Source organism: Corynebacterium auriscanis (assembly GCF_030408435.1).
Lineage (GTDB): Bacteria > Actinomycetota > Actinomycetes > Mycobacteriales > Mycobacteriaceae > Corynebacterium > Corynebacterium auriscanis.
In genome coordinates this window covers 2122632-2147194 of record NZ_CP047046.1, presented here as the reverse complement: position 1 = coordinate 2147194, position 24563 = coordinate 2122632, and the positions used below count along the sequence as shown (strand labels likewise).

General features: G+C 59.1%; 22 protein-coding genes and 1 pseudogene. 19 read left to right on the top strand and 4 right to left on the bottom strand.

Annotated elements, in window-relative coordinates:
- Positions 1-13: 13 nt before the first annotated feature.
- The 8 genes and pseudogenes from glmS to groL all read left to right on the top strand — a co-directional run bounded on the left by glmS (position 14) and on the right by groL (position 9938).
- Positions 14-1876, top strand: coding sequence for a glutamine--fructose-6-phosphate transaminase (isomerizing) (glmS, locus tag CAURIC_RS09125; RefSeq protein WP_290182568.1), 1863 nt, complete (start codon positions 14-16; stop codon positions 1874-1876).
- Positions 1877-1895: 19 nt separating this feature from the next.
- Positions 1896-2339 carry a hypothetical protein gene (locus tag CAURIC_RS09120; RefSeq protein ID WP_156963422.1) on the top strand — a complete coding sequence of 148 codons (444 nt, stop codon included), beginning with the start codon at positions 1896-1898 and terminating at the stop codon, positions 2337-2339.
- A 30-nt stretch (positions 2340-2369) separates the two neighbouring features.
- A complete protein-coding gene (locus CAURIC_RS09115) occupies positions 2370-4196 on the top strand; it encodes a bifunctional alanine racemase/tRNA (adenosine(37)-N6)-threonylcarbamoyltransferase complex ATPase subunit type 1 TsaE (RefSeq protein WP_052094944.1) in 1827 nt (608 codons plus the stop codon).
- Positions 4197-4473: 277 nt separating this feature from the next.
- Positions 4474-5937 (top strand): annotated as a pseudogene (tsaB, locus tag CAURIC_RS09110) (tRNA (adenosine(37)-N6)-threonylcarbamoyltransferase complex dimerization subunit type 1 TsaB); the annotation flags it as partial.
- 135 nt (positions 5938-6072) lie between these two features.
- Positions 6073-7188: a tRNA (adenosine(37)-N6)-threonylcarbamoyltransferase complex transferase subunit TsaD gene (gene tsaD, locus CAURIC_RS09105; RefSeq protein WP_052094948.1), complete on the top strand. Its 1116-nt coding sequence runs from the start codon at positions 6073-6075 to the stop codon at positions 7186-7188.
- A 236-nt stretch (positions 7189-7424) separates the two neighbouring features.
- A complete protein-coding gene (locus tag CAURIC_RS09100; RefSeq protein ID WP_035113674.1) occupies positions 7425-7853 on the top strand; it encodes a hypothetical protein in 429 nt (142 codons plus the stop codon).
- 156 nt (positions 7854-8009) lie between these two features.
- Positions 8010-8309, top strand: coding sequence for a co-chaperone GroES (groES, locus tag CAURIC_RS09095; RefSeq protein WP_013889160.1), 300 nt, complete (start codon positions 8010-8012; stop codon positions 8307-8309).
- A 12-nt stretch (positions 8310-8321) separates the two neighbouring features.
- Positions 8322-9938: a chaperonin GroEL gene (gene groL / locus CAURIC_RS09090; RefSeq protein ID WP_035113677.1), complete on the top strand. Its 1617-nt coding sequence runs from the start codon at positions 8322-8324 to the stop codon at positions 9936-9938.
- Positions 9939-10166: 228 nt separating this feature from the next.
- Here the strand turns inward: groL and CAURIC_RS09085 are convergent, their stop codons facing one another.
- Positions 10167-10490, bottom strand: a complete 324-nt coding sequence (locus tag CAURIC_RS09085) for a WhiB family transcriptional regulator (protein ID WP_035113680.1) — start codon at positions 10488-10490, stop codon at positions 10167-10169.
- A gap of 437 nt (positions 10491-10927) precedes the next feature.
- On the opposite strand from CAURIC_RS09085, the gene shbA reads away from it, so the two are divergent.
- Positions 10928-11503, top strand: coding sequence for an RNA polymerase sigma factor ShbA (gene shbA / locus CAURIC_RS09080; RefSeq protein ID WP_290182561.1), 576 nt, complete (start codon positions 10928-10930; stop codon positions 11501-11503).
- Between the two features lie 71 nt (positions 11504-11574).
- Complete coding sequence (locus CAURIC_RS09075; RefSeq protein WP_035113682.1) at positions 11575-12528, top strand: mucin-associated surface protein; 954 nt, start codon at positions 11575-11577, stop codon at positions 12526-12528.
- Between the two features lie 52 nt (positions 12529-12580).
- Here the strand turns inward: CAURIC_RS09075 and CAURIC_RS09070 are convergent, their stop codons facing one another.
- The gene (locus tag CAURIC_RS09070; protein WP_035113948.1) at positions 12581-12958 is read right to left on the bottom strand and encodes a DUF5319 domain-containing protein; all 378 of its coding nucleotides are present in this window, start codon (positions 12956-12958) and stop codon (positions 12581-12583) included.
- Between the two features lie 138 nt (positions 12959-13096).
- Between CAURIC_RS09070 and guaB the strand changes: the two genes are divergently transcribed.
- The 5 genes from guaB to CAURIC_RS09045 all read left to right on the top strand — a co-directional run bounded on the left by guaB (position 13097) and on the right by CAURIC_RS09045 (position 18774).
- Entirely contained in the window at positions 13097-14629 is a 1533-nt protein-coding gene (gene guaB, locus CAURIC_RS09065) for an IMP dehydrogenase (protein ID WP_035113684.1), read from the top strand.
- Between the two features lie 44 nt (positions 14630-14673).
- Positions 14674-15813, top strand: a complete 1140-nt coding sequence (locus tag CAURIC_RS09060; protein ID WP_290182557.1) for a GuaB3 family IMP dehydrogenase-related protein — start codon at positions 14674-14676, stop codon at positions 15811-15813.
- A 14-nt stretch (positions 15814-15827) separates the two neighbouring features.
- Positions 15828-16247, top strand: coding sequence for a hypothetical protein (locus CAURIC_RS09055; protein ID WP_035113687.1), 420 nt, complete (start codon positions 15828-15830; stop codon positions 16245-16247).
- Positions 16248-16271: 24 nt separating this feature from the next.
- Complete coding sequence (gene guaA, locus CAURIC_RS09050; RefSeq protein WP_052094950.1) at positions 16272-17864, top strand: glutamine-hydrolyzing GMP synthase; 1593 nt, start codon at positions 16272-16274, stop codon at positions 17862-17864.
- 181 nt (positions 17865-18045) lie between these two features.
- Positions 18046-18774, top strand: a complete 729-nt coding sequence (locus tag CAURIC_RS09045) for a hypothetical protein (protein WP_035113693.1) — start codon at positions 18046-18048, stop codon at positions 18772-18774.
- A 96-nt stretch (positions 18775-18870) separates the two neighbouring features.
- On the opposite strand, the gene CAURIC_RS09040 is transcribed toward CAURIC_RS09045, so the two are convergent.
- Positions 18871-19296: a hypothetical protein gene (locus CAURIC_RS09040; RefSeq protein WP_035113695.1), complete on the bottom strand. Its 426-nt coding sequence runs from the start codon at positions 19294-19296 to the stop codon at positions 18871-18873.
- A 563-nt stretch (positions 19297-19859) separates the two neighbouring features.
- Between CAURIC_RS09040 and CAURIC_RS09035 the strand changes: the two genes are divergently transcribed.
- From CAURIC_RS09035 to CAURIC_RS09025, 3 genes are all read left to right on the top strand, one after another.
- Positions 19860-20693: a hypothetical protein gene (locus CAURIC_RS09035; RefSeq protein ID WP_216593963.1), complete on the top strand. Its 834-nt coding sequence runs from the start codon at positions 19860-19862 to the stop codon at positions 20691-20693.
- Positions 20694-20815: 122 nt separating this feature from the next.
- The gene (locus CAURIC_RS09030; RefSeq protein ID WP_035113697.1) at positions 20816-22603 is read left to right on the top strand and encodes a Y-family DNA polymerase; all 1788 of its coding nucleotides are present in this window, start codon (positions 20816-20818) and stop codon (positions 22601-22603) included.
- Between the two features lie 112 nt (positions 22604-22715).
- Complete coding sequence (locus CAURIC_RS09025; protein ID WP_052094952.1) at positions 22716-23792, top strand: sucrase ferredoxin; 1077 nt, start codon at positions 22716-22718, stop codon at positions 23790-23792.
- Between the two features lie 48 nt (positions 23793-23840).
- On the opposite strand, the gene CAURIC_RS09020 is transcribed toward CAURIC_RS09025, so the two are convergent.
- Complete coding sequence (locus CAURIC_RS09020) at positions 23841-24248, bottom strand: AMIN-like domain-containing (lipo)protein (protein WP_156963424.1); 408 nt, start codon at positions 24246-24248, stop codon at positions 23841-23843.
- 7 nt (positions 24249-24255) lie between these two features.
- Between CAURIC_RS09020 and CAURIC_RS09015 the strand changes: the two genes are divergently transcribed.
- Complete coding sequence (locus CAURIC_RS09015; RefSeq protein ID WP_156963425.1) at positions 24256-24423, top strand: hypothetical protein; 168 nt, start codon at positions 24256-24258, stop codon at positions 24421-24423.
- Positions 24424-24563: the final 140 nt, after the last annotated feature.

The following is a 24563-nucleotide window of genomic DNA, read 5'->3' as shown; positions in this document are numbered from 1 at the left end:
AAAATGCAAACTTATGTGTGCAATCGTTGGCTATGTAGGTAAGGCGGATGCCCTCAAAATCGGGCTGGACGCGCTTGAGCGAATGGAATACCGCGGTTACGATTCCGCAGGTATTGCCGTCGTCGAACAAGGAGAAATTCACCTCGAGAAGAAAGAAGGCAAAATTGCCAATCTTCTCAAAAAACTGGATGAAGTAGGCCGCGAGGAATTCTCCGGCACCACCTGCATTGGACACACGCGCTGGGCCACTCACGGTCGTCCGAATGACGTCAATGCACACCCCCACCGTTCCTACGATGGCAAAGCCGCCATCGTTCACAATGGCATCATCGAAAATTTCGCAGCGCTGCGTGCCGAGGTGGAATCCCACGACATCGAGATGGCATCCGAAACGGATTCGGAAGTCGCCGCGCACCTGTTGGCTCTCGCCTACAACGAAGGTGAGACCAAGGGCGATTTCCAAGCCTCTGCCTTGGCAGTCCTCGACCGCCTTGAAGGCGCATTCACGGTGCTGTTCACCCACTCCGATCATCCAGGCACCATCATTGCCGGGCGCCGCTCCACCCCACTGATCGTGGGCGTGGGTGAAGGCGAAATGTTCATCGGATCTGACGTCGCTGCCTTCATCGACCGCACCAAGAATGCGGTGGAACTGGGCCAGGACAATGCCGTGGTTATCACCGAAGATGGTTACGACGTTTACGACTTCAAGGGCAACCCCGTTGAGGGCAAGCCTTTCACCATCGATTGGGATCTCGAGGCTGCGCAGAAGAACGGCTTCGATTCCTTCATGATGAAGGAAATTCACGAGCAGCCCGATGCCGTCCGCGACACCTTGGCCGGACACTTCGTTGACGGCCGCATTGTGCTGGACGAACAGCGCCTGTCGGATGATGACCTCCGCAACGTGGATAAGGTCTTCGTTGTCGCCTGTGGCTCCGCGTACCACTCCGGTTTGCTGGCGAAGTACGCCATCGAGCACTGGGTGCGCGTGCCGGTCGAAATCGAGGTGGCCTCCGAATTCCGCTACCGCGATCCCGTGCTGGACCGCTCCACCCTAGTGCTGGCGATTTCCCAGTCCGGTGAAACGGCCGACACGCTGGAAGCTGTTCGCCACGCCCGCAAGCAGGGCGCTCGCGTGCTCGCGGTCTGTAACACCAACGGCTCGCAGATCCCACGTGAATCCGATGCTGTCCTGTACACTCACGCTGGCCCGGAGATCGGGGTGGCGTCGACCAAGGCCTTCCTAGCCCAAGTGGCCGCCAACTATGTCGTGGGCCTGGCGCTGGCACAAGCCCGTGGCACTAAGTATCCAGATGAGATCGCAGAGATCTATAAGGCGCTGGAATCCATGCCGGAGAAGATCGCGAAAACCCTGGAGCTGCGCGAGCAGATCGCGGGTTTGGCGGACGAGCTCGGCGCAGTGCGCACCATGCTATTCCTGGGGCGCCACGTGGGCTTCCCCGTTGCACTGGAAGGTGCGCTGAAGCTTAAGGAGCTGGCCTACATCCACGCAGAAGGCTTCGCTGCCGGCGAGCTGAAGCACGGTCCGATCGCCCTGATCGAGGATAACCTGCCTGTGGTCGTGGTGGTTCCTTCCGCTGTAGGCCGTCCGGTCCTGCACTCCAAGATCGTTTCCAACATTCAAGAAATCCGCGCCCGCGGTGCCAAGACGATCGTCATTGCCGAAGAAGGCGATGATGCCGTGAAGCCATTCGCCAACTGGTTGCTGGAGATCCCGCAGTCGGGTACTTTGCTGCAGCCGATTCTGTCTACGGTCCCGCTACAGTTTTTGGCCGCCGACATTGCCCGCAAGTGCGGAAACGAGGATATCGATAAGCCACGAAACTTGGCGAAATCGGTCACGGTGGAATAGTTTGTTTTGCATGGAAAACATGCGACGTAAACTCTTCTCGGTGGTGATGGCAGCGACCGTCACCGCCACCACCATCAATGCCGTTCAACCTACAGCGGTCGCCGCTCCAGCGGGCAGCAGCGAATCCCCGGGCGCTGGTGATGCAGGCCTGACGGCACTCAGCGTGGAAAACGAAACCCCAGATTTCTGGGATATGTTGTGGAGCTTTGCCGGCCAGTGGAACATTGCCCTATCCGGCCCCGGCGCAGCTCAGGGGTCCCAGCAACTCTCGGATGCTACCTCCTCTTCTAGGCCGGCCAAGCTGAGCGCGGAGGGAAGTGTGGAAGGTGCAGCGCTCGGTTCGTTCGGGGCGTTCGGCGATAATCGCCTGATTTCCCGCGCGGTGCTGGCGCTGGCGGGTATCGCGGCTGTGGCTGGTGCTGTGGCAGCCGGAACGATTGCGTGGCCGACCCTGCGACGTTAGAGCGCTCGCGCGGGGACTAGGGTTAGTTTCATGTATCAGCCGCTGTCCGTCCCCGATGAGCATGCGCTTGCAGAGGTTGTCGTAGACCTTTCTGCAATACGTGCCAATGTTTCTCTTTTTGTCGACGCCGCCTCGTCGGCAGAAGTCATGACAGTGGTCAAGGCGGACGCATATAACCATGGGGCTGTATCCGTGGCCCGCGCGTGCCTCGAAGGGGGTGCCACTCAGTTGGGTACGGCCACGGTGGGCGAGGCGCTGTGCCTGCGCGAAGCTGGGATTACCGCCCCGATAACCGCGTGGATGTGGATCCCGGGGGAGGACCTCAGCGCCGCGGTGCGGGCGGGCATCACCATTGGCGTGCCTTCGTTGGCACATGCCGAATCCTTGGTTGCGTTGGCGCAGCGGATGGCGGCAGAACAATCAAGTGACGTGACCGCAGGGGTGGAACAACCGGCCAATCCCGCTGCGGGGGCAGGACAAACAGGTAACGGGGCGGGGTCAGGACAAACAGGTAACGGGGCGGGGATAGGACAAACAGGTGACGGGGCGGGGTCCAACCGAGTGGTTTCCCCGAACCAGCCGATCTCCATCACTCTCATGGCAGATACGGGGCTTTCTCGGTCGGGGATTACCCCTGACCAATGGACTGCGGTGGTGGAGCTGATCGCGCAGCACCGCGATTTGCTTGATGTCAAGGGGGTGATGAGCCACCTCGCCAGCGCGGATGATTCCGCCCGCGCTGCTTTCACGGATGTGCAAAATCGTCGGTTCCACCAGGCAATAGAGGTGTGCCGGGAGCACGGGATTCATCCCGAAACCAATCACATCGCCAACACCCCGGCGGCGCTGACCCGCCCTGATTTGCATCATCAGATGGTGCGACCCGGGGTGGGGATCTACGGCATTGATCCCGTGGTGGGCGGATCGGGTGGAAACGCTGCGCAGTTGCGACCAGCCATCACGTTCCGCGCCAAGGTGATCACCACAAAGGTCATTCGCACCGGCGAATCTGTTAGCTACGGTGGGACGTGGACGGCCACGCGCGATACTCGAACAGCGGTGGTCGCAGCCGGTTATGCCGATGGTGTGCCACGGTCTGCATCGGGTAATTTCCAGGTGGGTATTGGAGGCAAGCTCTACCCGCAAATTGGGCGCGTGTGTATGGATCAAATTGTGGTGAACCTTGGCGATGCACACGAGCCAACCGAGGTGGAGCCAGGACAATGGGCCACGATCTTCGGTGAAGGTGGAATCAGTGCCAGTGAACTTGCAGCTGCAGCAGGAACGATTGACTATGAAATCCTGACTATGCCTCGTGGGTCTCGAGTGCGGCGTCGGTGGGTGGGGGAAGAAAGAGAACAGCTCAGCCTTGCCTACAACAACGGGCAGGCCACTGCCCCCACCCCCGATGACATGCGAGAAGTTGGTCGCCGGATTGGTGGACAGCTGGATGCAGGAACTGTTGTGGTGCTCACTGGCCCGCTGGGGGCGGGCAAAACCACGCTGACTCAGGGGATAGCCGGCGGTCTCGGAGTGAAGGGGCGGGTTCAGTCGCCTACGTTCACGATCGTGCGGACGCACAAGCCGGGAGCGGAAGATCGACCGGGCATGCTGCACATGGATGCTTACCGGCTGCTCGGTGCTGATGTCTCGGACGGGGTAGAACCCGGCCGGCACGCCAACCGTGAAGACGTGTTGGACGCGCTGGAAGCTTTGGATATCGACGCTGACTTAGACCGTGCCGTGATTGTGGCGGAGTGGGGCCGCGGTGTGGTGGAGGAACTGAGCAATAAGGTTCTCGACATCGAAATTGACCGGGCAGGCGACGAGAGAATTGTGCGCTGGGAGTGGCGCTAAGCGCCGCCAGTGTTCAAGGGAACCCGGCACCCGGTGGCTGGATTACCCCCTTTTTTCGCCCCCGAAACCCTAAAATTAAAATAAGTTAAGAGTAATACTTACCTTTTTCTCATCTATGTGACACAATGAACGGGAATCACCGTGAGGGGTGTTTCACAAGAACAGCTGACCTGAAAGATCTGATCAATCCGTCGGCTGCTTACCGTCCCTGGGAGGTTAACTGCGAGAGCCTCCCGGGGATTTCTTGTGTCTAGCCCTCGCTCTAGAATGAGTATCCATGATTACCGTTCTTGCCGTTGATACCTCCACGAACTTTGTCACTTGTGGGCTCGTCCAGGTGCGGGTCAACGGCAAAACGCGCGTTCTGGCCGAGGAATCCACGGATAATGTGCGCGGGCACATGGAGTTGCTGGTGCCACATATTCGCACTTGCATGACCGAAGCCAACGTTGCGCCCGCCGATATTGCTGCCGTTGTTGTGGGCACAGGCCCTGGCCCTTTTACGGGGCTGCGGGTTGGCATGGCTACAGCTGCTGCATTTGGCGACGCCCTCGGGGTCCCCGTCCACGGTGTGGAAAGCCCGCTGGCTACTGCCTGGGCACAGCATGTGAAGGATCCCACGTGGGTGGGGGATACCATTGTGGTCACCGATGCTCGGCGGCGCGAGTGGTATCACGCCCGTTACCATGCCAGCATCACGCCAAATGGTTTGCGCTTGGGCACTCTCATTGATCCGGGTGTGCATAAACCGGAGGTTGTTGGGCAGCTCAATGGCGAGGTCACTCGCGAAATTCTGCAGCGGAATACGGGGGCCGGCGCCAACTCCACCCTGCGCGTACGCATCGCTGCGATGGGCGGTGCTGTCGCGGATCGCGCGCGCGAGGTTTTTACCGGGGATCGCTGGGACAACGTCTCTCTCATCGAGGGCGCACATCCCACCCCGGAGGGATTGGTTGTGGCCGCTATGCAGCAGCAGGGTGGTTACTTGGGGCTTATTCGCGAGGCGCAGCCGTTGCGCGCGCTTTACCTCCGGCGACCCGACGCCACCGTGCCCACCACCAAGGCCGTCAGCCAGGCGCTGGATTTCACGGCTGTCGCGGGGATTGAAGGGGTGCTCGGCCACAGCGGTGCCATGGATGCGCCCCAGCCCAGTGCGGGTGACTCAGGGAATCTCGGGAACGGTGATGCCCGTGGTACGGCAGCTACGATTGAGTTCTCGCCGAATGGGAGTAGCGTCAGCACCGGTGCCGGTGCAGTGCAGGGGCGCATCGCAGACGATGAAGCGCCCGCCCCTAGTTGGGACGGGAATGGGGATGGAGTGGGCGTCGGAATACTACGGGCCGAACATGCGGAAGCATGCGCAGCAGTAGAGATGACGTTGTTCGCCGACGAATCGCCGTGGTCGGCAGCATCTTTTGCTCAGCACGTGGAGGCACCGAACACGCTGGCCTTGGGGATGTGGGATAGCGGGCAGCTGGTGGGCTTCGCGATCCTGGCAGTCAACGGATCAGTGGCCGACCCCGAGGGGGAGATTCACACCATCGGACTATTGCCTGCGTATCAGGGCCAGGGGTTATCGCATCTGTTGCTGCAACCATTGCTGACGGTGGTGGATCGTTTGCGGGCACCGGTGTTCTTGGAAGTGCGTGAAGGTAACGAACCCGCGGTGGGGTTGTATCAGCGCTATGGATTCGAAAAAGCTGGGCTGCGCAAAAACTACTACCAGCCGTCGGGCGCCAATGCGTGGACGATGGTGCGGCCGGGAGCGGGAGCAGATGGGGCAGCAGGGTCGGCTGGGACTGAGGCGGTGGAGACTAGGCCCGGTGGGGTGGGAGCGACTGTGGCTGTGGCGGCGGCTGAGGCGGCGTCGCCGACGATGTGTGCGAAGGGAACACATCATCAAGCAGGTGCCAGCGTAATTCTAGGCATCGAGAGTTCGTGTGACGAAACCGGCGTAGGCATCGTTCGTATCAACCGCGAAGATGATCCCGAGCAGCCAGATTTGCACATTCTTGCTGATCAGGTGGCTTCGTCCATGAGTGAACACGCGCGTTTCGGGGGTGTGGTACCCGAGATCGCATCGCGGGCGCACCTGGAGGCCATGCAACCGACCATGCAAGCAGCCCTGCAGCAAGCGCGTGAGGTCGAGCCGGATTTCATTAAGCCAGATGCCGTAGCCGCCACGATTGGCCCCGGGTTGGCGGGTGCGTTGCTGGTGGGTGCTGCCGCTGCGAAGGCGTATGCAGCCGCGTGGGAGGTCCCGTTCTTGGCGGTTAACCACTTGGGTGGACACGTTGCGGTGGACACGTTGGTTCCTGGGGTTCGGTCTCACACCCTCGATAACGCGATCGCACTGCTGGTCAGTGGTGGACATACGCAGATCTTGCACGTCAATGGCGTGGGCAAGCCCATGAAGGAGTTGGGTAGCACGGTCGACGATGCAGCCGGTGAGGCCTATGACAAGGTTGCTCGATTGCTGGGTCTGGGGTATCCGGGTGGTCCGATCATCGACCGGTTGGCGCACAAAGGAAATGCGAAAGCTATTCAGTTCCCGCGAGGCATGATGCGACAGCAGGATGCCGCCTACGATTTTTCCTTCTCCGGATTGAAAACCGCAGTGGCCCGGTATGTGGAAGCGCGGGAAGCAGCTGGGGAAACGATCCCGGTGGAGGACGTGTGTGCGTCCTTCCAAGAGGCTGTTGTGGACGTGCTGACGAAGAAGGCATTACGTGCCTGCGCCGATAAGGGTGCGAAGGTGCTCCTTCTAGGCGGTGGCGTGTCTGCCAACCGGCGCTTGCGTGAATTGGCAGCGGCGCGATGTGCGAGCGCGGGTGTTGAGCTACACGTGCCACCGTTGAAACTATGCACTGACAACGGTGTTATGGTGGCGGCGCTGGCGGCGCACTTGGCGAAAGATGGGATTGAAGCCAGTGAGCTGACCGTGGGAACGGACCCTGGGCTGGAGGTCGAGGTTCCGCAAGTATTGCGTTAGGGCGAGGAGAGGGCTGCGCTGGTCCACGCGGAGTGCTGCCTAAACGCAAGGCAGTGCTGCGTTAGCGCAAGAGGGGTGCTGCCTAAACGATGGGGCAGTGCTGCGTTAGCGCAAGAGGCGTGCTGCGCTGTGGAGGTCGACGTTCCAAAGGGGTGGGTGCGTGAATTCCCTGTGCACTGCGCGAAGAGAGTTTTGCTGGCACAATTAGCCGTGACTTTCCATGTAAGGAGAAAATAATGGCACGTTGCTACCTTGTTACCCCTGACCTGCAAGCGCAGGAAGTGGATACCGATCTGTCTCAGGCTGCTGAACTACTGGGCGGAGGCGCCCAGTCCAAGCTGCATGTCGTATTCAACGAGACCGGCACCCGCGTGGCTGCCGTATATTCTGACGACGCCAAGAAGGCGGATGTCCTTGAACCAAATCCGTTGGCAAGCATGGGGCGCAAGGAAAGCGAGACTGGGGATTCCCGCTTCATCTCCGATCCAACCCGGGCGATCTTGGGGCCAGTGTTGTTCGTTGGCGAAGAAGGTGGCGATCTTACCGATGATGAGATCGAATCCATCGAAAACGGTATTCGCGCAGTTGAGAACTACCGCGAGGATCAGCCGGAAGAATTTCGCTTGTGGCACGATGCCGTCGTGAACCTGACTCGTGGCGTTTAGACTGAGTTAGCACTCGCTCTGGTTGAGCGTTAGCACCTACGCGGGTAGAGTGCCAGATAGGTTGTTTGACACACAGTTGTTCACCCGCGACGACGGCTGTGCGCGGAAAACACACCGGCACAATCGCAAAGAACCCGAATACTGGAGGTATTCATCGTGGCTAACGTAAACATCAAGCCTCTGGAGGACCGCGTCCTCGTGCAGATCGTTGAGGCGGAGACGACTACCGCTTCCGGTCTGGTCATCCCAGATTCTGCAAAAGAAAAGCCACAAGAGGCTACTGTCATCGCCGTGGGTCCTGGCCGTTGGGCAGACGATGACGATCGCATTCCAATGGACGTTAAGGAAGGCGACACCGTTGTCTTCTCCAAGTACGGTGGCACCGAGCTGAAGTACAACGGCGAAGAGTACTTGCTGCTGAGCCAGCGCGACATCCTCGCCGTCATCGAAAAGTAAGCGGGGGCGCGCATGTCCAAACTCATCGCTTTTGATCAAGAGGCCCGTGAGGGTCTGCAAAAGGGCGTGCATTCTCTCGCGGATGCAGTCAAGGTAACCCTCGGCCCACGTGGTCGCAATGTGGTTCTCGACAAGGCTTTCGGTGGCCCGCTGGTGACCAACGATGGTGTGACCATCGCCCGAGACATCGACCTTGAGGACCCATTTGAAAACTTGGGTGCCCAGCTGGTGAAGTCCGTCGCCATTAAGACCAATGATATTGCTGGCGACGGCACCACCACTGCAACCCTGCTGGCTCAGGCCCTCATCAATGAAGGTCTGCGCAGCGTTGCTGCCGGGGCCAACCCGATCGCGTTGAACCGCGGTATTCAGGTTGGAACCGAGCGCGTCGTCGAACTGCTTAAGGAGCTGGCGCAGCCAGTAGCCGATAGTGCAGCAGTGGCCAATGTGGCCACCGTGTCTTCTCGTGATGAGAAGATCGGCGCGATGGTTGCCGATGCCTTCGACAAGGTTGGCAAGGACGGTGTAGTGACCGTCGAAGAGTCTCAGTCCATCGAGGACGAGTCCATCGTCACCGAGGGTGTTTCCTTCGACAAGGGTTACCTGTCCCCATACTTCGTGACGGATACCGAGACCGGTCACGCTGTTTTGGAAAACCCTGCTGTCCTGCTGGTTCGAGAGAAGATCTCCTCCCTGCCAGACTTCCTGCCGATCTTGGAGCAGATTGCCAAGTCGGGCAAGCAGCTCATGATCATTGCCGAGGACGTCGATGGCGAGCCACTACAGATGCTGGTGCTCAACGCTATTCGTAAGTCCATCAAGGTTGTAGCAGTGAAGTCCCCTTACTTCGGTGACCGCCGCAAGGCGTTCATGGATGACTTGGCCATCGTTACCGGTGCCACCGTCATCGATAAGGAGCTGGGACACAACCTCTCCGAGGCCACCCTGGAGCAGTTGGGCTCCGCACGCCGGATCACCGTCACCAAGGATGAGACGGTCATCGTTGACGGCGCGGGTTCCGCAGAGGCTGTTGAAGAGCGCCGCAACCAGATTCGCAACGATATCGAGCGCACCGATTCCACGTGGGATAAGGAAAAGTTCGAAGAGCGACTGGCGAAGCTGTCCGGTGGTGTAGCAGTGATCCGCGCTGGTGGCGCCACTGAAACCGAGGTGAACGAGCGCAAGCTGCGCATCGAGGATGCTATCAATGCTGCACGTGCCGCCACCCAGGAAGGTGTGATTGCCGGCGGTGGATCTGTCCTAGTACAGATTGCTGCTCGCATTGACGAGATGGCTGGGGATGCCGAGGGCGACGAGGCCATCGGCCTGCGTTCGCTGGCTAAGGCTCTGCGTCGCCCTGCTTTCTGGATTGCGGATAATGCTGGTCTTGACGGTGCTGTGGTCGTTTCACACATCACCGAGCAGGAAAATGGCTCCGGTTTCAACGCTGCAACACTGGAGTACGGCAACCTGTTGGAGCAGGGAATCATTGATCCAGTGAAGGTAACCCACTCCGCTGTGGTGAACGCATCTTCCGTTGCACGCATGGTTCTGACCACCGAGACCGCAGTGGTTGATAAGCCTGAAAAGCCAGCCGCTAATGCTGGACACGGGCACCACCACCACTAGGTCTTTCCCTGTCGGCCATGAATGAGTCATGAGCCCGACGAATAGGTCCACGGACCGCACGGTTAAACCCCGCTTTCTCCCGTGAAAAGGAGGAGCGGGGTTTTGGTGCGTTAAGGGACGAGAAGCCACCCGCGTTCGGCAATCATCGAGGGGATGTCGAAACAAATACCCTGAGAATCAACCGCGGTTGAAAACTAACTGGGCCCAATACCGGGCGAGGACTGGGTGCTAGCTGGCCCGGCGAGAAGTCATTCCCATCCGTCGGCCCCTATTACGAGCAGTTGGGCGCAGGATCGCGTCTCGCTCGGATTCGGTCATGCCGCCCCAGATGCCGTATGGCTCGCCAACGTTGAGGGCGTGGCTTCGGCAGGCTTCAATGACTGGGCAGGTATTGCAGATGGCCTTAGCGCGTTGTTCACGCATAGCTCGCGCACGGCCACGCTCGCCATCCGGATGAAAGAAAACGGACGAGTCCGCACCGCGGCAGGAACCCTTCAGCTGCCACTCCCAGAAGGAAGATGTAGGTCCTGGAAGTTGGTTTGGCTGTGGCATGTGGCTTAGCTCTCCTCGCATTGCTGTGCAACTTGATGACGAGGGGTAGGTTCGCCCGCGCAGATGAACGTCAAGTAAAGCTTTGGTTCCCTCAGTATGTACCGAGTAGCCACAAGGTGGAGTAGGGAGTCGTCCCATGTTCTCTCACCTGTGAATATATAGCGATGTGAACGATGAGTTAATTTATCTGTGCTGCGCCGAAGTTTACCCATTAAGGGGTGAAAACTTGAGGTGATCGCCCAGATTTAACTTGACCGCAGCGTGTGGGGAGAGGCAGTACAGAGCGCAGCTGAGTACTCGCTGAACGCCGGCGGTGAAGTTGGAGTGTGATATTTTCGGATATACGGAACCGAAATCCCACCTTGAAACCAACCCCTCACGAATGCCGGCGACTTTTTCTACTCGCCGGCATCTGAACGTAGAAAGCGCCTCACTCAATGACCGCAGCACACGATTTAGACACTGCCATTCAGGCAGCTGTCTCCCGTGCGATTGCGGGGGAGAGAAGGGCTCTCCAGGATGTAATTAACCTCATTCACTCGCCCGTGGTCCGCTACTGCCGTGCACGTGTGACTGGAGACAAGTATCCAACGGCCGATGACATTGCCCAGGAGGTTTGTCTTGCGGTCGCTCGGGCACTGCCGAACTACGAGGATAAAGGATTGCCTTTTATGGCCTTCGTTTATCGCATTGCGGCGAACAAGGTGGTGGATGGTCGCCGTGCCCACGGTCGCGACCATCTGCAACCGACTGATGACGTGCCCGATATCGAGGTGATGGATAGCACACCTGAAGGGGAGATTTTAGAGCTAGATGCCTGTAACGAAGTTGCGGGACTACTCGATTTGCTAGGTGACAAAGCACGAGAAATTGTCACTTTGCGCGTTTTCGGTGGTTATTCGGCCGAGGAAACCGCAGACATCTTGCAGATGTCCGCTGGAGCAGTCCGCGTAGCTCAATTCCGAGCTCTCGCGAAACTTCGAAAGCACATCGAGGAAAACGGATACAACTAAAAAGCCGGCGTATTGTGCGAGAGCTTCGCTTATAATCCGGACGACACTTCTTAGAGAAAAGGGCCCTGAGCATGACTCACAACGACGATTTTCACGGGACGGGGGACGACTTCGTGGAAATTCAGGCGGTAGACCGCATTGTCGACGCCCTCGGTCGCGGTGAAAATGTCTTTGAGCAGGGACACTGTGATCCTCTTTACGAGCTTCTAGCTCGTGCTCGCAGCGAAGCGGACACCTCTATTCCGCCTGCGCCGCAGCTTGATACAAGCGATATTGACGGCGATGCGCCCGAAGAAACTGTGGTTCCCATTGCGGGCGCCGCTGCTGCTAAGAACAAGCGTCGTTGGAAGCGCCGCGCACATGTAGCTGCTGCAGGTGGGGCATCCATGACCACCTTGCTCATCGCGGGCGGGGTGGCTGCTGCGATTGCCGTGGGTGGGTTGGGTTACGCCGCCTATCAGCACTCCCAGCCAGTAACTGGGCATAAGATCACTCAGGCTGGCCCGGATAGTGACGTTACCTCGGAACAGACGTCCCCGCAGGCTACGAATGGGTCGGGTCAAGGCACGAATGGTGCTAGTGGATCGCCTAATTCAGGCAAAGCGGACCGGGAGGGGCAAGGAGCCCCTGCAATGCGCGATAGGAAACACCACAAGGAAAGCCCATCGCCCACGAAGAGTCGCGAATCTGAAGTTAACCCCACCGAGAGCCGTACGGATGCCGAGAAATTGTCCGACGGATTAAACCAGGCGCTGGAGGATCCCAGGGTAACCAGGTTGCCGGGTTATACCCCTCCACCGGCGGTCGCCCAGAAGATGCGTGAAAAGGATGGTGGCGAGCACCCTGCGTATGGTGAGTTTACTGAGCCTGAGATCCCAGGATTGAATGCACCGATGTTGGGTGGATCGCCCACCAGCACGTCGAAGACACCGACGGATACTAGTACTCCTAAGTCCATGACCCAGCCACCGGCGCCAGCTCCGGTGCCGGCGCCGGGGCAGCAGCACCCGCCGCGTGGATCCTAGGTAAAACACCCTCATTGGGGCAGCTGCGGTGCGAGCTTAAGATCAGAAGCTATTAAAAGCCACCAAGTCCCATGCGGAATGCAAAGCGGCACGCATCGGCATAACCCAGGCAGTAATCCCACGTAACGTAAAGATCGGGGTTTGGCTTCGCGCTGGGTTCGTGAACTGGCATGGAGTTATGCTCCAACATGCTGGTCAAGTTGGAGACAATGATTTCCCAATCATAAAAGTGGGGTTCTTCGCAATCCTCACACAGCATAGTAATCCCCCTAACCCCACGTGGTTCCAGCATTGCGCGGAATTCCCGCACGTTGGCTAGGTCTTGCTTGAGTGCCGACTTTTCTTCCGAACTGAGGGGAGCGAATTCCTCATCGGGTTCAAGAAACGAGGCGGGATCATTGGGATCGTCCGCGAAAGGATCCGGGGGCATCTCGAAGTTGTTGGTACTCACACCTCACACCGTACCTTCTGCGCACACCTACGAATAACTGAATTGTCGATCGAGGGGTTATCCTAAGAGGCAGTCAGGATACCCAGCGCGATGTAATGAGGAAGGCAAGCTCACCCTATGACTAACCATCTTCCAGTATCCACCGGTGGAGATGATCCCAACAAGGTCGCCCTCGTAGGATTGACCTTTGATGATGTGCTCTTGATTCCAGATGCCTCCGATGTGATTCCATCGGAGGTCAACACTTCTACGCAGTTTACCCGCAACATTCAGCTGAATATCCCCATCGCTTCCGCGGCAATGGATACCGTTACTGAGGCCCGCATGGCGGTGGCTATGGCCCGCCAGGGTGGCATCGGTGTATTGCACCGTAACCTCTCTATCGAGGATCAAGCTCAGCAGGTCGAAATCGTCAAGCGTTCTGAGGCAGGGATGGTGACTGACCCAGTAACGGCTTCTCCCGGCATGACTATTCGTGAAGTCGATGAGCTATGTGCCCGCTTCCGTATCTCCGGTCTGCCCGTTACGGATGAAGAAGGCGTGCTCGTCGGCATCATCACTAATCGCGACATGCGTTTTGAACCGGATTTTGAGCGCCGTGTGGATGAGGTCATGACGAAGGCTCCCCTCGTTGTTGCTCAGGAGGGTGTTTCTACCGAGGCCGCGTTGCGCTTGCTCAGTGAAAACAAGGTTGAGAAGCTTCCTATTGTGGACGGTTCAGGAAAGCTGACCGGTCTGATCACGGTTAAGGACTTCGCCAAGCGCGAGCAATACCCGAATTCCGCTAAGGATTCTTCCGGACGACTGGTGGTCGCCGCTGGCATTGGTACGGGTCCGGATTCATGGAATCGTGCTGGTCAGCTGGTCGACGCGGGTGTGGATGCCCTCGTTGTGGATACCGCCCACGCTCACAACAAGGGCGTGCTGGACATGGTTGCTCGAGTAAAGAAGGAATTCGGTGACCGTGTGGACGTCATCGGTGGCAACCTCGCGACCCGCGAAGCAGCGCAGGCCATGATCGATGCCGGTGCAGATGCTATTAAGGTTGGTATCGGCCCGGGTTCTATCTGTACTACCCGCGTGGTCGCGGGTGTTGGTGCACCGCAGATCACCGCCATCATGGAAGCCTCCGTTCCAGCTCATAAGGCTGGTGTGCCCATCATTGCCGATGGTGGCATGCAGTTCTCCGGTGACATCGCCAAGGCTCTAGCCGCGGGTGCATCTGCCGTCATGTTGGGATCGATGTTGGCTGGCTCTGCGGAAACCCCGGGCGAGATCGTCACCGTCTCCGGTAAGCAGTACAAGCGTTACCGCGGCATGGGCTCGATGGGCGCCATGCAGGGGCGTGGCCTGACCGGTGAGAAGCGTTCGTACTCCAAGGACCGCTACTTCCAAGCCGACGTGAAATCTGAAGAGAAGCTGGTGCCAGAAGGCATTGAGGGCCGCGTTCCATTCCGCGGTTCTATCGAGAGCATCCTGCACCAGCATGTGGGTGGTCTGCGTGCCGCTATGGGATACACCGGTGCGGCTACTATCGCCGACCTGCACAAGGCTCGCTTCGTGCAGATTACCGGCGCTGGTCTCCGCGAATCCCACCCACACGATGTGCAGGGAATCATGGAAGCCCCCAACTATAATCCAAACCGTTAGTTTTTCACTCACATCGCTAGTCGCCAAAGGAAGCTGACAAACCCATGCAGGATTACGTTGATATCGGCCGGGGTCGTTCCGCTCGACGTGTTTACGGCCTACATCAGATCGACATCGTTCCCACTCGGCGAACCCGGTCGTCGCACGATGTAGATACGACGTGGCGGATCGATGCCTATAACTTCGGCATCCCCGTCATGACGCATCCTACCGATGCCCTGGTCACGCCGGAATTCGCCATTGAATTTGGCAACCTGGGTGGCTTGCCGGTCATCAACGCTGAAGGCTTGTGGGGGCGAGCTGAGGATCTTGACGGTGCGTTGCAGCAGGTTATCGACGCCGCGGGGGCCCTAGAGGACGCTCTGACGGGGAACCTGTGCGGTGGCAACGAAGTTCTGCAGAAGCTGCACGCGCAACCGCTGGATCTGGATCTACTCACCGAGCGCTTGCAGATCGTTCGCGATTCGGGCGTTCAATTCGGTGTTCGCGTATCTCCGCAGCAAGCTCGTCAGCTGGCGCCCGCGATCATCAAAGGTGGAATCGACCTGCTGATCGTGCAGGGTACGCTGATTTCCGCGGAGCATGTGCATCGCGATGGCGAACCCCTCGATCTCCGTGAGTTTATCGGTTCGCTGGACGTTCCCGTCATCGCCGGAGGAGTGGTCGATTACACGACTGCTATGCACCTCATGCGCACGGGAGCAGCGGGCGTCGTTGTGGGATCTGGCGAAACAACCAACAACGATAGCCTCGGCATCGATGTCCCCATGGCTACGGCGATCGCCGATGCCGCAGCTGCGCGCCGCGACTACTTGGATGAAACCGGTGGCCGGTATGTGCACGTCATTGCCGATTCGGAATTGCGAACATCCGGTGATGTTGCCAAGGCCATCGCGTGCGGTGCGGATGCAGTGGCGTTGGGAGCTCCCCTTGCAGCGGCTCGGACCGCGGGTGGCAAGGGTGTTTACTGGCCATCTACGGCGGCGCACCCGAAGGCACCTCGTGGCCAGGTGCTGCCCACCGAACCCCGCGCGGACCTCAGCCTTGAGCAGGTTTTGTTCGGCCCTACTCCGAACCCATGGGGTGAGGAGAACCTCGTCGGTGGGTTGCGCCGTTCCATGGCAAAGTGTGGCTACACGGATTTGAAGAGTTTCCAGAAGGCCGAGCTGGCCGTTCGAGTATAGGGGCGCGTTACAACGTGAAAGATGTGTGGATGCGGCTGACGGCGAAACTGCCAGCCACGCTGGCCGCATTGTCGATGCTTGCAATCGCTATCGGTGGGATCGGCTTGGTGGGCGCCGTTGCGCTTTACGCGGGTTACCGTCCTATTGAGGGCGACGCCGGCGTGGAAATGAATGTCCCCGTAACCGGAGTAATGGTGGGGTTGTACTTCCTTATGTTCATTGTCTTCGGTGGACTGATCATCAAAGGCAAAACGTTCGGGCATTCGGGCCTCGTGCTGACCAATGTGATTTTGGCGCTGATCACGGTGACCGTGGTGAAATCCGGTGCACTGTGGCTGGCTGTTCCCATGGGGCTGCTGGCCTTGGTGAGCCTAGCGCTATGTTTCCACCCCGATTCAATGAATTGGTACAAAACTAAGTTCCAAGAGCGCTAGACGGGCTTCGTTTTCTAGTTAGGTATGGTGTTACACGTGACTCAGACAGAAAATCCCAGCACTCCACAGCCAGTCCTGGTTGTCGACTTCGGTGCGCAATATGCCCAGCTGATCGCCCGTCGCGTGCGTGAGGTCAACTTGTACTCCGAGGTTGTTCCGCACACGATGACCGCCGAAGAGGTCAAGGCAAAAAACCCAGCCGCCCTGATCCTGTCCGGCGGTCCATCTTCCGTGTATGCCGACGGTGCCCCGGCACTTCAGGAGGGCCTGCTGGATCTGGGGATCCCCGTGTTCGGCATTTGCTACGGCTTCCAGGCTATGACCAACGCGCTAGGCGGAACCGTGGCCAAGACGGGCCTACGGGAATATGGTCGCACGGATATGTCCATTCGCGGCGGACAACTGCATGAGGGCATGGGTGCCACGCAGCCTGTGTGGATGAGCCACGGTGATTCTGTTTCGGAGGCGCCTGAGGGGTTCACGGTGACCGCCACTACTGAAGGCGCACCTGTGGCGGCGTTTGAATGCCCCGAAAAGCGCATGGCCGGTGTGCAGTACCACCCAGAGGTTCTGCACTCTCCCAAGGGACAAGAAGTGCTCCGCCGATTCCTGCTGGACACCGCCGCTTTGCAGCCCACGTGGACCGCAGGCAACATTGCTGAGCAACTCATTGAGCAAGTACGCGAGCAGGTTGGCCCCGAAGGCCGTGCCATCTGTGGTCTGTCCGGTGGTGTGGATTCCGCTGTAGCGGCGGCGCTGGTACAGCGCGCTATCGGTGATCGCCTGACGTGCGTGTTTGTAGATCACGGCCTGCTGCGCCAGGGCGAGCGCGAACAGGTGGAGAAGGACTTCGTGGCAGCGACGGGCGCGAAGCTAGTCACTGCCCACGAGAAAGAGGCCTTCTTAGCCAAGCTGGCTGGAGTGACCGAACCAGAGGCAAAGCGCAAGGCCATCGGTGCGGAGTTCATCCGTTCCTTCGAGCGTGCGGTTACCGAGGTTTTGGAATCGGCACCGGACGGCTCCACGGTAGATTTCCTGGTTCAGGGCACGTTGTACCCAGACGTCGTGGAGTCTGGAGGGGGCAGTGGTACCGCCAACATTAAGAGTCACCACAACGTTGGCGGTCTGCCAGACGACGTGGAGTTCGAACTAGTCGAACCCCTGCGCTTGCTGTTCAAGGACGAGGTTCGCGCGGTTGGTCGTGAATTGGGCCTGCCAGAAGAAATCGTCGCTCGCCAGCCGTTCCCGGGTCCCGGCCTAGGTATCCGCATTATTGGGGAGGTCACGGAAGATCGGTTGGAGACCCTTCGTGCGGCAGATGCAATCGCCCGCGCAGAGCTCACGGCCGCGGGTTTGGATAACGTCATCTGGCAATGTCCAGTAGTTCTACTGGCCGATGTTCGGTCGGTGGGTGTCCAGGGTGATGGCCGGACCTATGGTCACCCGATCGTTTTGCGTCCGGTGTCCAGTGAAGATGCCATGACAGCCGACTGGACCCGCGTGCCTTACGAGGTTCTGGAGCGTATCTCTACCCGCATTACCAACGAGGTGGAGGAAGTTAACCGCGTGGTCTTGGACGTCACTTCCAAGCCGCCGGGAACGATCGAGTGGGAGTAAAACCACGTTGATGTGACCCTTACCCCCTTAAGGGGGGAAGTATATGGTTTTCTCTTTCGAACAAAACCTTTTATTGAATTAATAACTTTTTGGGTTGTATTGTCAGAGTCGAACGTGGTGCAGATCACAACTGTGGATTGCTGTGCCTTTCCCTTCTGACATAAGAAAGAGGTCGCTGTACATGACCCGCAAGATCGTTCACTCACTTACTGCCGTCTCCGTATCCGCAGCAATCGCGATGGGTGGAGCCGGTGTGGCATCCGCTGCCGATGCAATGGGATCCATCAGTGGCCTCCTTGGTGGTGGCAGTGCCCTTGGCTCCTCCAAGCCTGATTTGGAGGTTCCGAAGGGGCAGCGTGACCTGTTGGGCGAGGTTGGGGGCCCAGCATGGAACGTTAACGTTTATAAGCAGACTTTCGGTGCTACCAAGGTCACCCCAGGTGCCGAGGTGAAGGTCCGTGTGGAGATTCAGGGTAAGAGTAATAATCAGACCCGTGTTGACGAGATCGTTAATGTCATGCCCAAGGGCTTCACTCTCACCAAGGTTGAGCGCATTAAGTCCGGCCTGCTCGGCGATTCCCCTGCGGTACTTAAGCAGAACGAGTACGCGGTAGTTCCTGCCGGTGATAACACTGAGGTTCGCGTGAGCTGGAAGGATGGACTGATCATTCCTCAGGCACCATTCGTTTCTCCTTCGAAGCCAGTGATTGTGGACTTCACTTACCGCGCACCTTCTGCTGAGGGCACGTACAAGCACGGCGCGGGCGCTCGCGTTGGTTCTGCGATCACCCCTTACAAGGTTTTCAATAACGCTACGCCGATCGAGGTATCCAAGGCTGCCGCTCCTAGTGGTTCTAGCTCCGGTTCTTCCTCCAGCTCCCCTTCGGCTATGGGTAGCTTGGGTAAGTAGTTGCCCTATGGGATCCGCGCCTGTCATGGGCCGGTTCTATCACCTCAGGTTGGGCTGTGGCCCGGCCTGAGGTCTTTGTTTTAACCCTCGCTGCCTCTATTTTTTATCGACGCCACCCCGGCCGGACCCCACCGGGCGAATGTGTTGGGTGCCATCGATGTGCGGGTACACCATCCATGCGTATCCGCCGGCGAGGATAGTAATCACCAGGGCGGCTATCCACGAATTAAGCATGAATGCAGGCAGGATCATAAGCGCCAGCCATAGTGGAAATAGGGGGATCAGTTGGTTAACGCTCGTGCGGTAGCGCTCCCCGCGCTTTTCTACCTCGGCGCGCACAGTGCGGCGATAGGGGTGGCTGAATGTGTACATCATGGCCCCACCTACAGCAAGAATGAGGATGACAACCTTGATTCCGTTTGGCAATGGCGTGGCCATGGAGGCGACGGCAAGTCCGAGTAATGCGGACCCAACTAGGCGAACGGGTAGTGGGGGTTGGATGACTGGGGCGCTAGCGTTCATGCCTTTCACTGTAGATCTGCTGGTTGCCCTGCACCAATAATGGCCGGTGCGGGTATCGGCGAGCTAGGGGGTGCCTGCAAGGTTCGTGAATGCCGGTGAGGGCTGGTATCGGGCTGCGGTGCGGGTATCGGCGAGCGAGGGGGTGGCTGCAAGGGGCACTGCGGGACTCTGCGGGGGTTTGTTGTTCTCAGTGGGGGGTGTCGGACTCGGTGGGGTGTACTGGTCTCTGTGGGGTTTGTCGGACTCTGCTAAAACTCGGCTGGTTTTTTGGGGGGGACCTGTTGGTCTCTGTGGGGGGCTTGTTCTCGAGGGTTGCGCTGGCCACGTGGCGGGATTACGCTATCTCTAAATGAGAACGGACGTTCGATTAATGAGGGTGCGGAAGCGCTTTTTCTCCTTCGTTGTCTGAAGCGACTTTATAGTATGAGCTGTGGCAAGTAGGGAATGGGCGCACATCTCATGAGCCATAAAAACGCATGTGGCAACACATAAAGCCGGAAACAATCCCAGTTTGTTAGCGATTATGAAATTAATCAGTGTCAAAGAGAGGGGTGAAGCGTGCCATGGTGAATGCTGCCGCGTTCGATAATGCTATCGAGGATCTACGTGCAAAAATACAGCTGATTGAAGGTGGTGGTTCGGCCAATGCAACGGCAGCACAGGCGGGTATAGCTGAACCTACTTCTGTGCACGTGCCGTTGTGGTTACGTGACGCGCTCGCTGGGCAAGGGTTCGCTCGGGGAGCAGTTAGTCAGGTCGAGAATTGTCCTGCGGCGCTGATCCATTGTGTGGCCGCCGCTACCGCACAGGGCAATTGTGTGGCGATTGTTAACTATCCTTCTTTGGCGCTGGCAGCCATCGATGCGGCAGGTGGCGACTTAGAGCGTGTGGTTTTTATTCCCGACGCCACGCCGCACACCGCTGCCGTCCTCGGGACTTTGGCTGAAGGTATGGACGTGATTCTGTATCACCCGGTGGCTTCGGATGGAATGGATGCTGCGGGGCGGCTGGCTCCGACGTATGTGCGCCCCATTGAGGCGCGATTGCGTAAGAGCGAATGTGCGCTTGTGGTGTGTGGTGCACAGTGGCCGGGTGCGCGGTTGCATGTCAATTGGCAAATTACCGGTGTGCGCGGGCTAGGGAAGGGCTCGGGGCGGGTGAAGGCTGTGGAATTAACGGTGAAAGCGTGGGGCAAATCCCAGCCCCCGCGGACAGTACATGCGGTGATTGGCGAGAGCTGGGATGTGGTTGAGGCTGGGGAGCGCGGGGTGGCGTCGGATAAAAAGGGCGATGTAGCTGAGCGGGCGGTAAGTAGTGCACGTTACCTGAGAAGGCGCACGGCGGTGCAGGGTAAAAGTAGTGACGTGGCTGCGATGCCGGAGCAGGTGGCGCAATGAGTAAGACGAGCGATGGTCAGCTAGGGCAGAGGGGGCAGGAGCGGTTGGGGGAGAGGGGTGTGGGGCGAGAGCCGAGTGGACGGAGTGCGGGGCGAGAGCCGAGTGGACGGAGTGGGCAACAGATGCGACGCGAGCAGAAGGGACAGCGCGGGCAGCGGGTGACGGTGCTATGGTTTCCGGATTGGCCGGTGTATGCAGCTAGCCGGGCAGAGGGCTGGGATGTGCTGCAGCCCGCGGCGGTGATTGCGGAGCATCGGGTGGTGGCGTGTAATGCGTCGGCACGGAAGGCCGGTGTGCGGGCAGGGATGAAGCAACGTCATGCACTCGCGGCCTGCCCTGTGTTGAACGTGGCGGCGGAGGACCCAGCACAACAGGCAGCGGTGCATGAGGAATTGCTGGTGGAATTGGAGTCCGTAGCTGCGCATATCGAAACTGTGCGCGCGGGGTTGTTGGCTTTTCCCATGCATGCGTTGGCCAAATTCTATGGCGATGAGGATCGTGCGGTGGAGTTGCTATTGAACGCGACGGCACGGGCAGAGGTGGATTGCCTTGCGGGGACGGCCGATGACCTGGTGACAGCCACGTGGGCGGCGCGCGCGGGCAAGTGTGTGGAGCCAGGGAAGTCCGGAGAGTTCGTTTCGGATCTGCCGATCGAGGCGCTGTGCATTGAACCTGCCCTGCATGGGCCACGCGAGATGATGGAGACGTTGCGACAACTGGGTGTGGCCACGATGCGGGATTTTGCAGCCCTGCGCAGGTCGGATGTGGCGGCACGGTTTGGACAGGAAGCGGTGGAGTGGCATCGCATTGCTAGTGGCCAGCCCAGCCGAGAGGTAGCTCCGCGCCAAGTGACAGTGCCCATGCAGGTGGTGCATGAGGTGGAAAGCCCCATCACGAGTACGGAAACCGCGGCATTCGTGGCACGGCAAGCCGCCGGGCGATTACATGAAGAACTATTCGCAGCAGGTGATGTGTGTTTGCGGTTGGCGGTGCGAGCGCGGATCAATGCACCAGCGGGATACACCGGACCAACCGAAATTGAGCGAGTGTGGCGCTGCCGGGAACCGCTGAACGAAAAGGAAACCGCCCAGCGCGTGCGGTGGCAGCTGGACGGGTGGATAACCCGGATGCGTGGCGCGCGAAGGACTCAAGGAGTCCCCGGGCCTGGTGGGTATGCCGGGGGAGACGAGCTTGCTAGGCGTGACGGAATTGCCGGGCGTAGTGAGTATGCCGGGAACAGTGAGCCCGAGGCGAGTGATGGATTCGACGGGGACCATTGGGACGGTGACGGCACAGTCGGCATTACTGCGATTGAGCTGGTACCGGTGGAAACTGTTCCGGCGGGAAGCATCATGCCTGGGTTGTGGGGAGGGCCGGATGAAGGTGTCCGTGCGGCACGAGCAGCGGCGGGGCGCGCACAAGCATTGATCGGAATTAACGCGGTGCTGCGACCGATTCCGTGTGGTGGCCGTGCCGTGGCGGGACGGGTGGTGACTGTGCCCTATGGTGAGGAGGACCCAGAGGAAGTGAAGGCACTCAGTACGCGATCCTGGCGCGGTGAACTGCTGGCGCCATTGCCTTCGGTGATAGGAGCCAAAACGGCTAGGAAAGGTGCCGATGAACTGTCTGCACCTTCTGCTCGCCACCCAGCGGCAAGAGTGACGGTGTTGGATGGCGATGGTCAGGCAGTATACGTCACGGGGCGAGGGGTGCTCAGCGGAAAACCCGAGCACTTACGGTGGGGCGGGCGGAATTTTGCGATCACCGGTTGGGCTGGCCCGTGGCCTGTCGACGAGCAATGGTGGGCCGCGGGGAAGCGTTACGCGCGCATGCAGATCAGTACCGATGAACCGGGAGCGTTTTTGCTGGTGTGTAAAGGAGCGCGCTGGCGCATAGAGGCAACATACTGAGGTAGCCACAGCAAGGCAGCGCGCCGGTGTAGCACAGTGGGGTTACGAGCTGGTGCCATGTATAGAGGCAACATAATGAGGTTTTCTCGCTGGTCTAGGTACGCTAGTGGTTATGTCCACCAAGAGGAACCCCGTGGCGGGAACAGCACCCCAGTCTCAGACCTCGCCGAAGGCGCTAGCCACGGAGAACGACGACGACCAGCTGGCAACCACCATTGATCAAACTCCCGTGGCGAAAGCAGACCTGTGCGCCAAACCCACCGCGGAGAAATTGCCCGGTACCGCGAAGACTGCGAAACTCGTGTTAGCAGTTGAATATTTCCGCGGGTGGGGCAAGGACATCCTCGACGGTGAAGCGCTCGGCAAAGAACTGGCGGGGGAACTGAAAAAATTCCTCAAAACCAACAAAGCTGAGCTGCACTTCATTCGCCGACCTGGCCGTGCGGGGCAAGAGCGCGAGCAGCTGGGCACGCGCCAACTGTTCATCGCGTGGGCGGATGCACAGCGCGCCGGGTTTAACCCTGACCAGCCGTACACCCCGATCCTGGAAGAAATGCAGATTACCGACGTGCGGCAGCTGCTGGACCTGGATCTCAGCCGGCCCGGGGTAAACCCACAGGCAACCACAGTAGATCGCAACATCTTGCTGATATGCACCCACGCCCGGCGCGACCGCTGCTGTGCGATATTCGGACGGCCCGTGGCCGCCGAGGTCAGCAAAGACTACGACGAAGTGTGGGAATCCTCCCACACCAAGGGCCACCGCTTCGCGCCTTCCATGATTTTACTGCCGAGCAACTATTCCTTTGGCCGACTGACCAGCGACGAAACCCGGTACATGCTGGACGGCGCTCGTACACACAAGCTGACCTTCCATAACAACCGTGGTCGGGGAACACTCACCCCACCGGCGCAGGTAGCCGAACTGGAAGTAGCCCGCCGACTGCTGGGGCTGGGCATTGAGCCCGGACTTAACGACTTCGCCACTCACGAGACCACGGTGGAGGTGGTGCGTGATTCCCAGGGTGCCAAGTCCAAAAAAGTAAAGGTGGAGGTTCTACATTTCCCCACACAGAGGAGCTTCCGGGCGCACCTTACCCAAACCGACCCGATTGAAGTGCTGACCTCGTGCGGGGATGCCCCGAAAAAGCAACGCGGTTGGCGGGTTAAAGTGCTGGAGGAAATCTAAAACCGTCTAGAGCGTGGCGTCGAGAAAACAAAAACAAAAGAGGCACCACTAGCCTTTTTCCACATCGATAACTACCCGCGGTGGGGACTGCAAGTAGTTGATTTTGTACCGGGGGTTTTCGTCGCGCAAGCCCAGGACGTATTGGTGAACGGCCTCGAACGCGCCCTGATCCTTTACGGACTGGATTGCGTTTCCGTTGGCGTTGCCTCTGAGCGGTGGATCGTAGAAACTGCCATCGCGCAGCCGTTGAGGCATCGAAATATAGTGCAGGGCAACAACGAGGGCCGTTTTGCCGGAGTACTCGACGGGGAATCCCGAGCCATCAGCAAAAGGTTGCTTAGTGGTCTTCAACGTCCAGCCCGGGCGCCCGTGTCCACTCAGTTCAATGACAAGTCGGTCAAACCCACGGTGTTGCCCGATACGGGCTTCGATAACGCGGAGCTCCGAACCTTTCACGGGCTCCATGGCGAAGGGCAGGGACGAGGGGAACGGCTGGGCTCCGGATTCCTTGCCGGCACTGGGATGGGTGCCCCTCGACTCGGGCGAGGCGGGCGAGGAGAGCGAGGGCTTCCCCGGCGACGGCGAGGTGGAATGCGTGGGCGACGCTCCAGAGGGTGAACCCGCTGCCTGAGCGTCAGTTGCGGAACCCTCGGCACCGCTAGTGGGGGTAGCACTATTGGTGGTGGAATCGCCGGTGCTCTCCGAAGGCGTACTTCCACACCCAGTGAGAAGCGCTCCCGCAAGGATGATGGGGATGAGGGGGCGCGAGGG

What these genes read in the sequence shown, in the direction of transcription:
- glmS (WP_290182568.1), top strand. Translation starts at nt 14, where the DNA reads ATGTGTGCAATCGTTGGCTATGTAGGTAAGGCGGATGCCCTCAAAATC.
- CAURIC_RS09120 (WP_156963422.1), top strand. Translation starts at nt 1,896, where the DNA reads ATGCGACGTAAACTCTTCTCGGTGGTGATGGCAGCGACCGTCACCGCC.
- CAURIC_RS09115 (WP_052094944.1), top strand. Translation starts at nt 2,370, where the DNA reads ATGTATCAGCCGCTGTCCGTCCCCGATGAGCATGCGCTTGCAGAGGTT.
- tsaD (WP_052094948.1), top strand. Translation starts at nt 6,073, where the DNA reads ATGTGTGCGAAGGGAACACATCATCAAGCAGGTGCCAGCGTAATTCTA.
- CAURIC_RS09100 (WP_035113674.1), top strand. Translation starts at nt 7,425, where the DNA reads ATGGCACGTTGCTACCTTGTTACCCCTGACCTGCAAGCGCAGGAAGTG.
- groL (WP_035113677.1), top strand. Translation starts at nt 8,322, where the DNA reads ATGTCCAAACTCATCGCTTTTGATCAAGAGGCCCGTGAGGGTCTGCAA.
- CAURIC_RS09085 (WP_035113680.1), bottom strand. Translation starts at nt 10,490, where the DNA reads ATGCCACAGCCAAACCAACTTCCAGGACCTACATCTTCCTTCTGGGAG.
- shbA (WP_290182561.1), top strand. Translation starts at nt 10,928, where the DNA reads ATGACCGCAGCACACGATTTAGACACTGCCATTCAGGCAGCTGTCTCC.
- CAURIC_RS09075 (WP_035113682.1), top strand. Translation starts at nt 11,575, where the DNA reads ATGACTCACAACGACGATTTTCACGGGACGGGGGACGACTTCGTGGAA.
- CAURIC_RS09070 (WP_035113948.1), bottom strand. Translation starts at nt 12,958, where the DNA reads ATGCCCCCGGATCCTTTCGCGGACGATCCCAATGATCCCGCCTCGTTT.
- guaB (WP_035113684.1), top strand. Translation starts at nt 13,097, where the DNA reads ATGACTAACCATCTTCCAGTATCCACCGGTGGAGATGATCCCAACAAG.
- CAURIC_RS09060 (WP_290182557.1), top strand. Translation starts at nt 14,674, where the DNA reads ATGCAGGATTACGTTGATATCGGCCGGGGTCGTTCCGCTCGACGTGTT.
- guaA (WP_052094950.1), top strand. Translation starts at nt 16,272, where the DNA reads ATGGTGTTACACGTGACTCAGACAGAAAATCCCAGCACTCCACAGCCA.
- CAURIC_RS09045 (WP_035113693.1), top strand. Translation starts at nt 18,046, where the DNA reads ATGACCCGCAAGATCGTTCACTCACTTACTGCCGTCTCCGTATCCGCA.
- CAURIC_RS09040 (WP_035113695.1), bottom strand. Translation starts at nt 19,296, where the DNA reads ATGAACGCTAGCGCCCCAGTCATCCAACCCCCACTACCCGTTCGCCTA.
- CAURIC_RS09035 (WP_216593963.1), top strand. Translation starts at nt 19,860, where the DNA reads ATGGTGAATGCTGCCGCGTTCGATAATGCTATCGAGGATCTACGTGCA.
- CAURIC_RS09030 (WP_035113697.1), top strand. Translation starts at nt 20,816, where the DNA reads ATGCGACGCGAGCAGAAGGGACAGCGCGGGCAGCGGGTGACGGTGCTA.
- CAURIC_RS09025 (WP_052094952.1), top strand. Translation starts at nt 22,716, where the DNA reads ATGTCCACCAAGAGGAACCCCGTGGCGGGAACAGCACCCCAGTCTCAG.
- CAURIC_RS09015 (WP_156963425.1), top strand. Translation starts at nt 24,256, where the DNA reads ATGGCGAAGGGCAGGGACGAGGGGAACGGCTGGGCTCCGGATTCCTTG.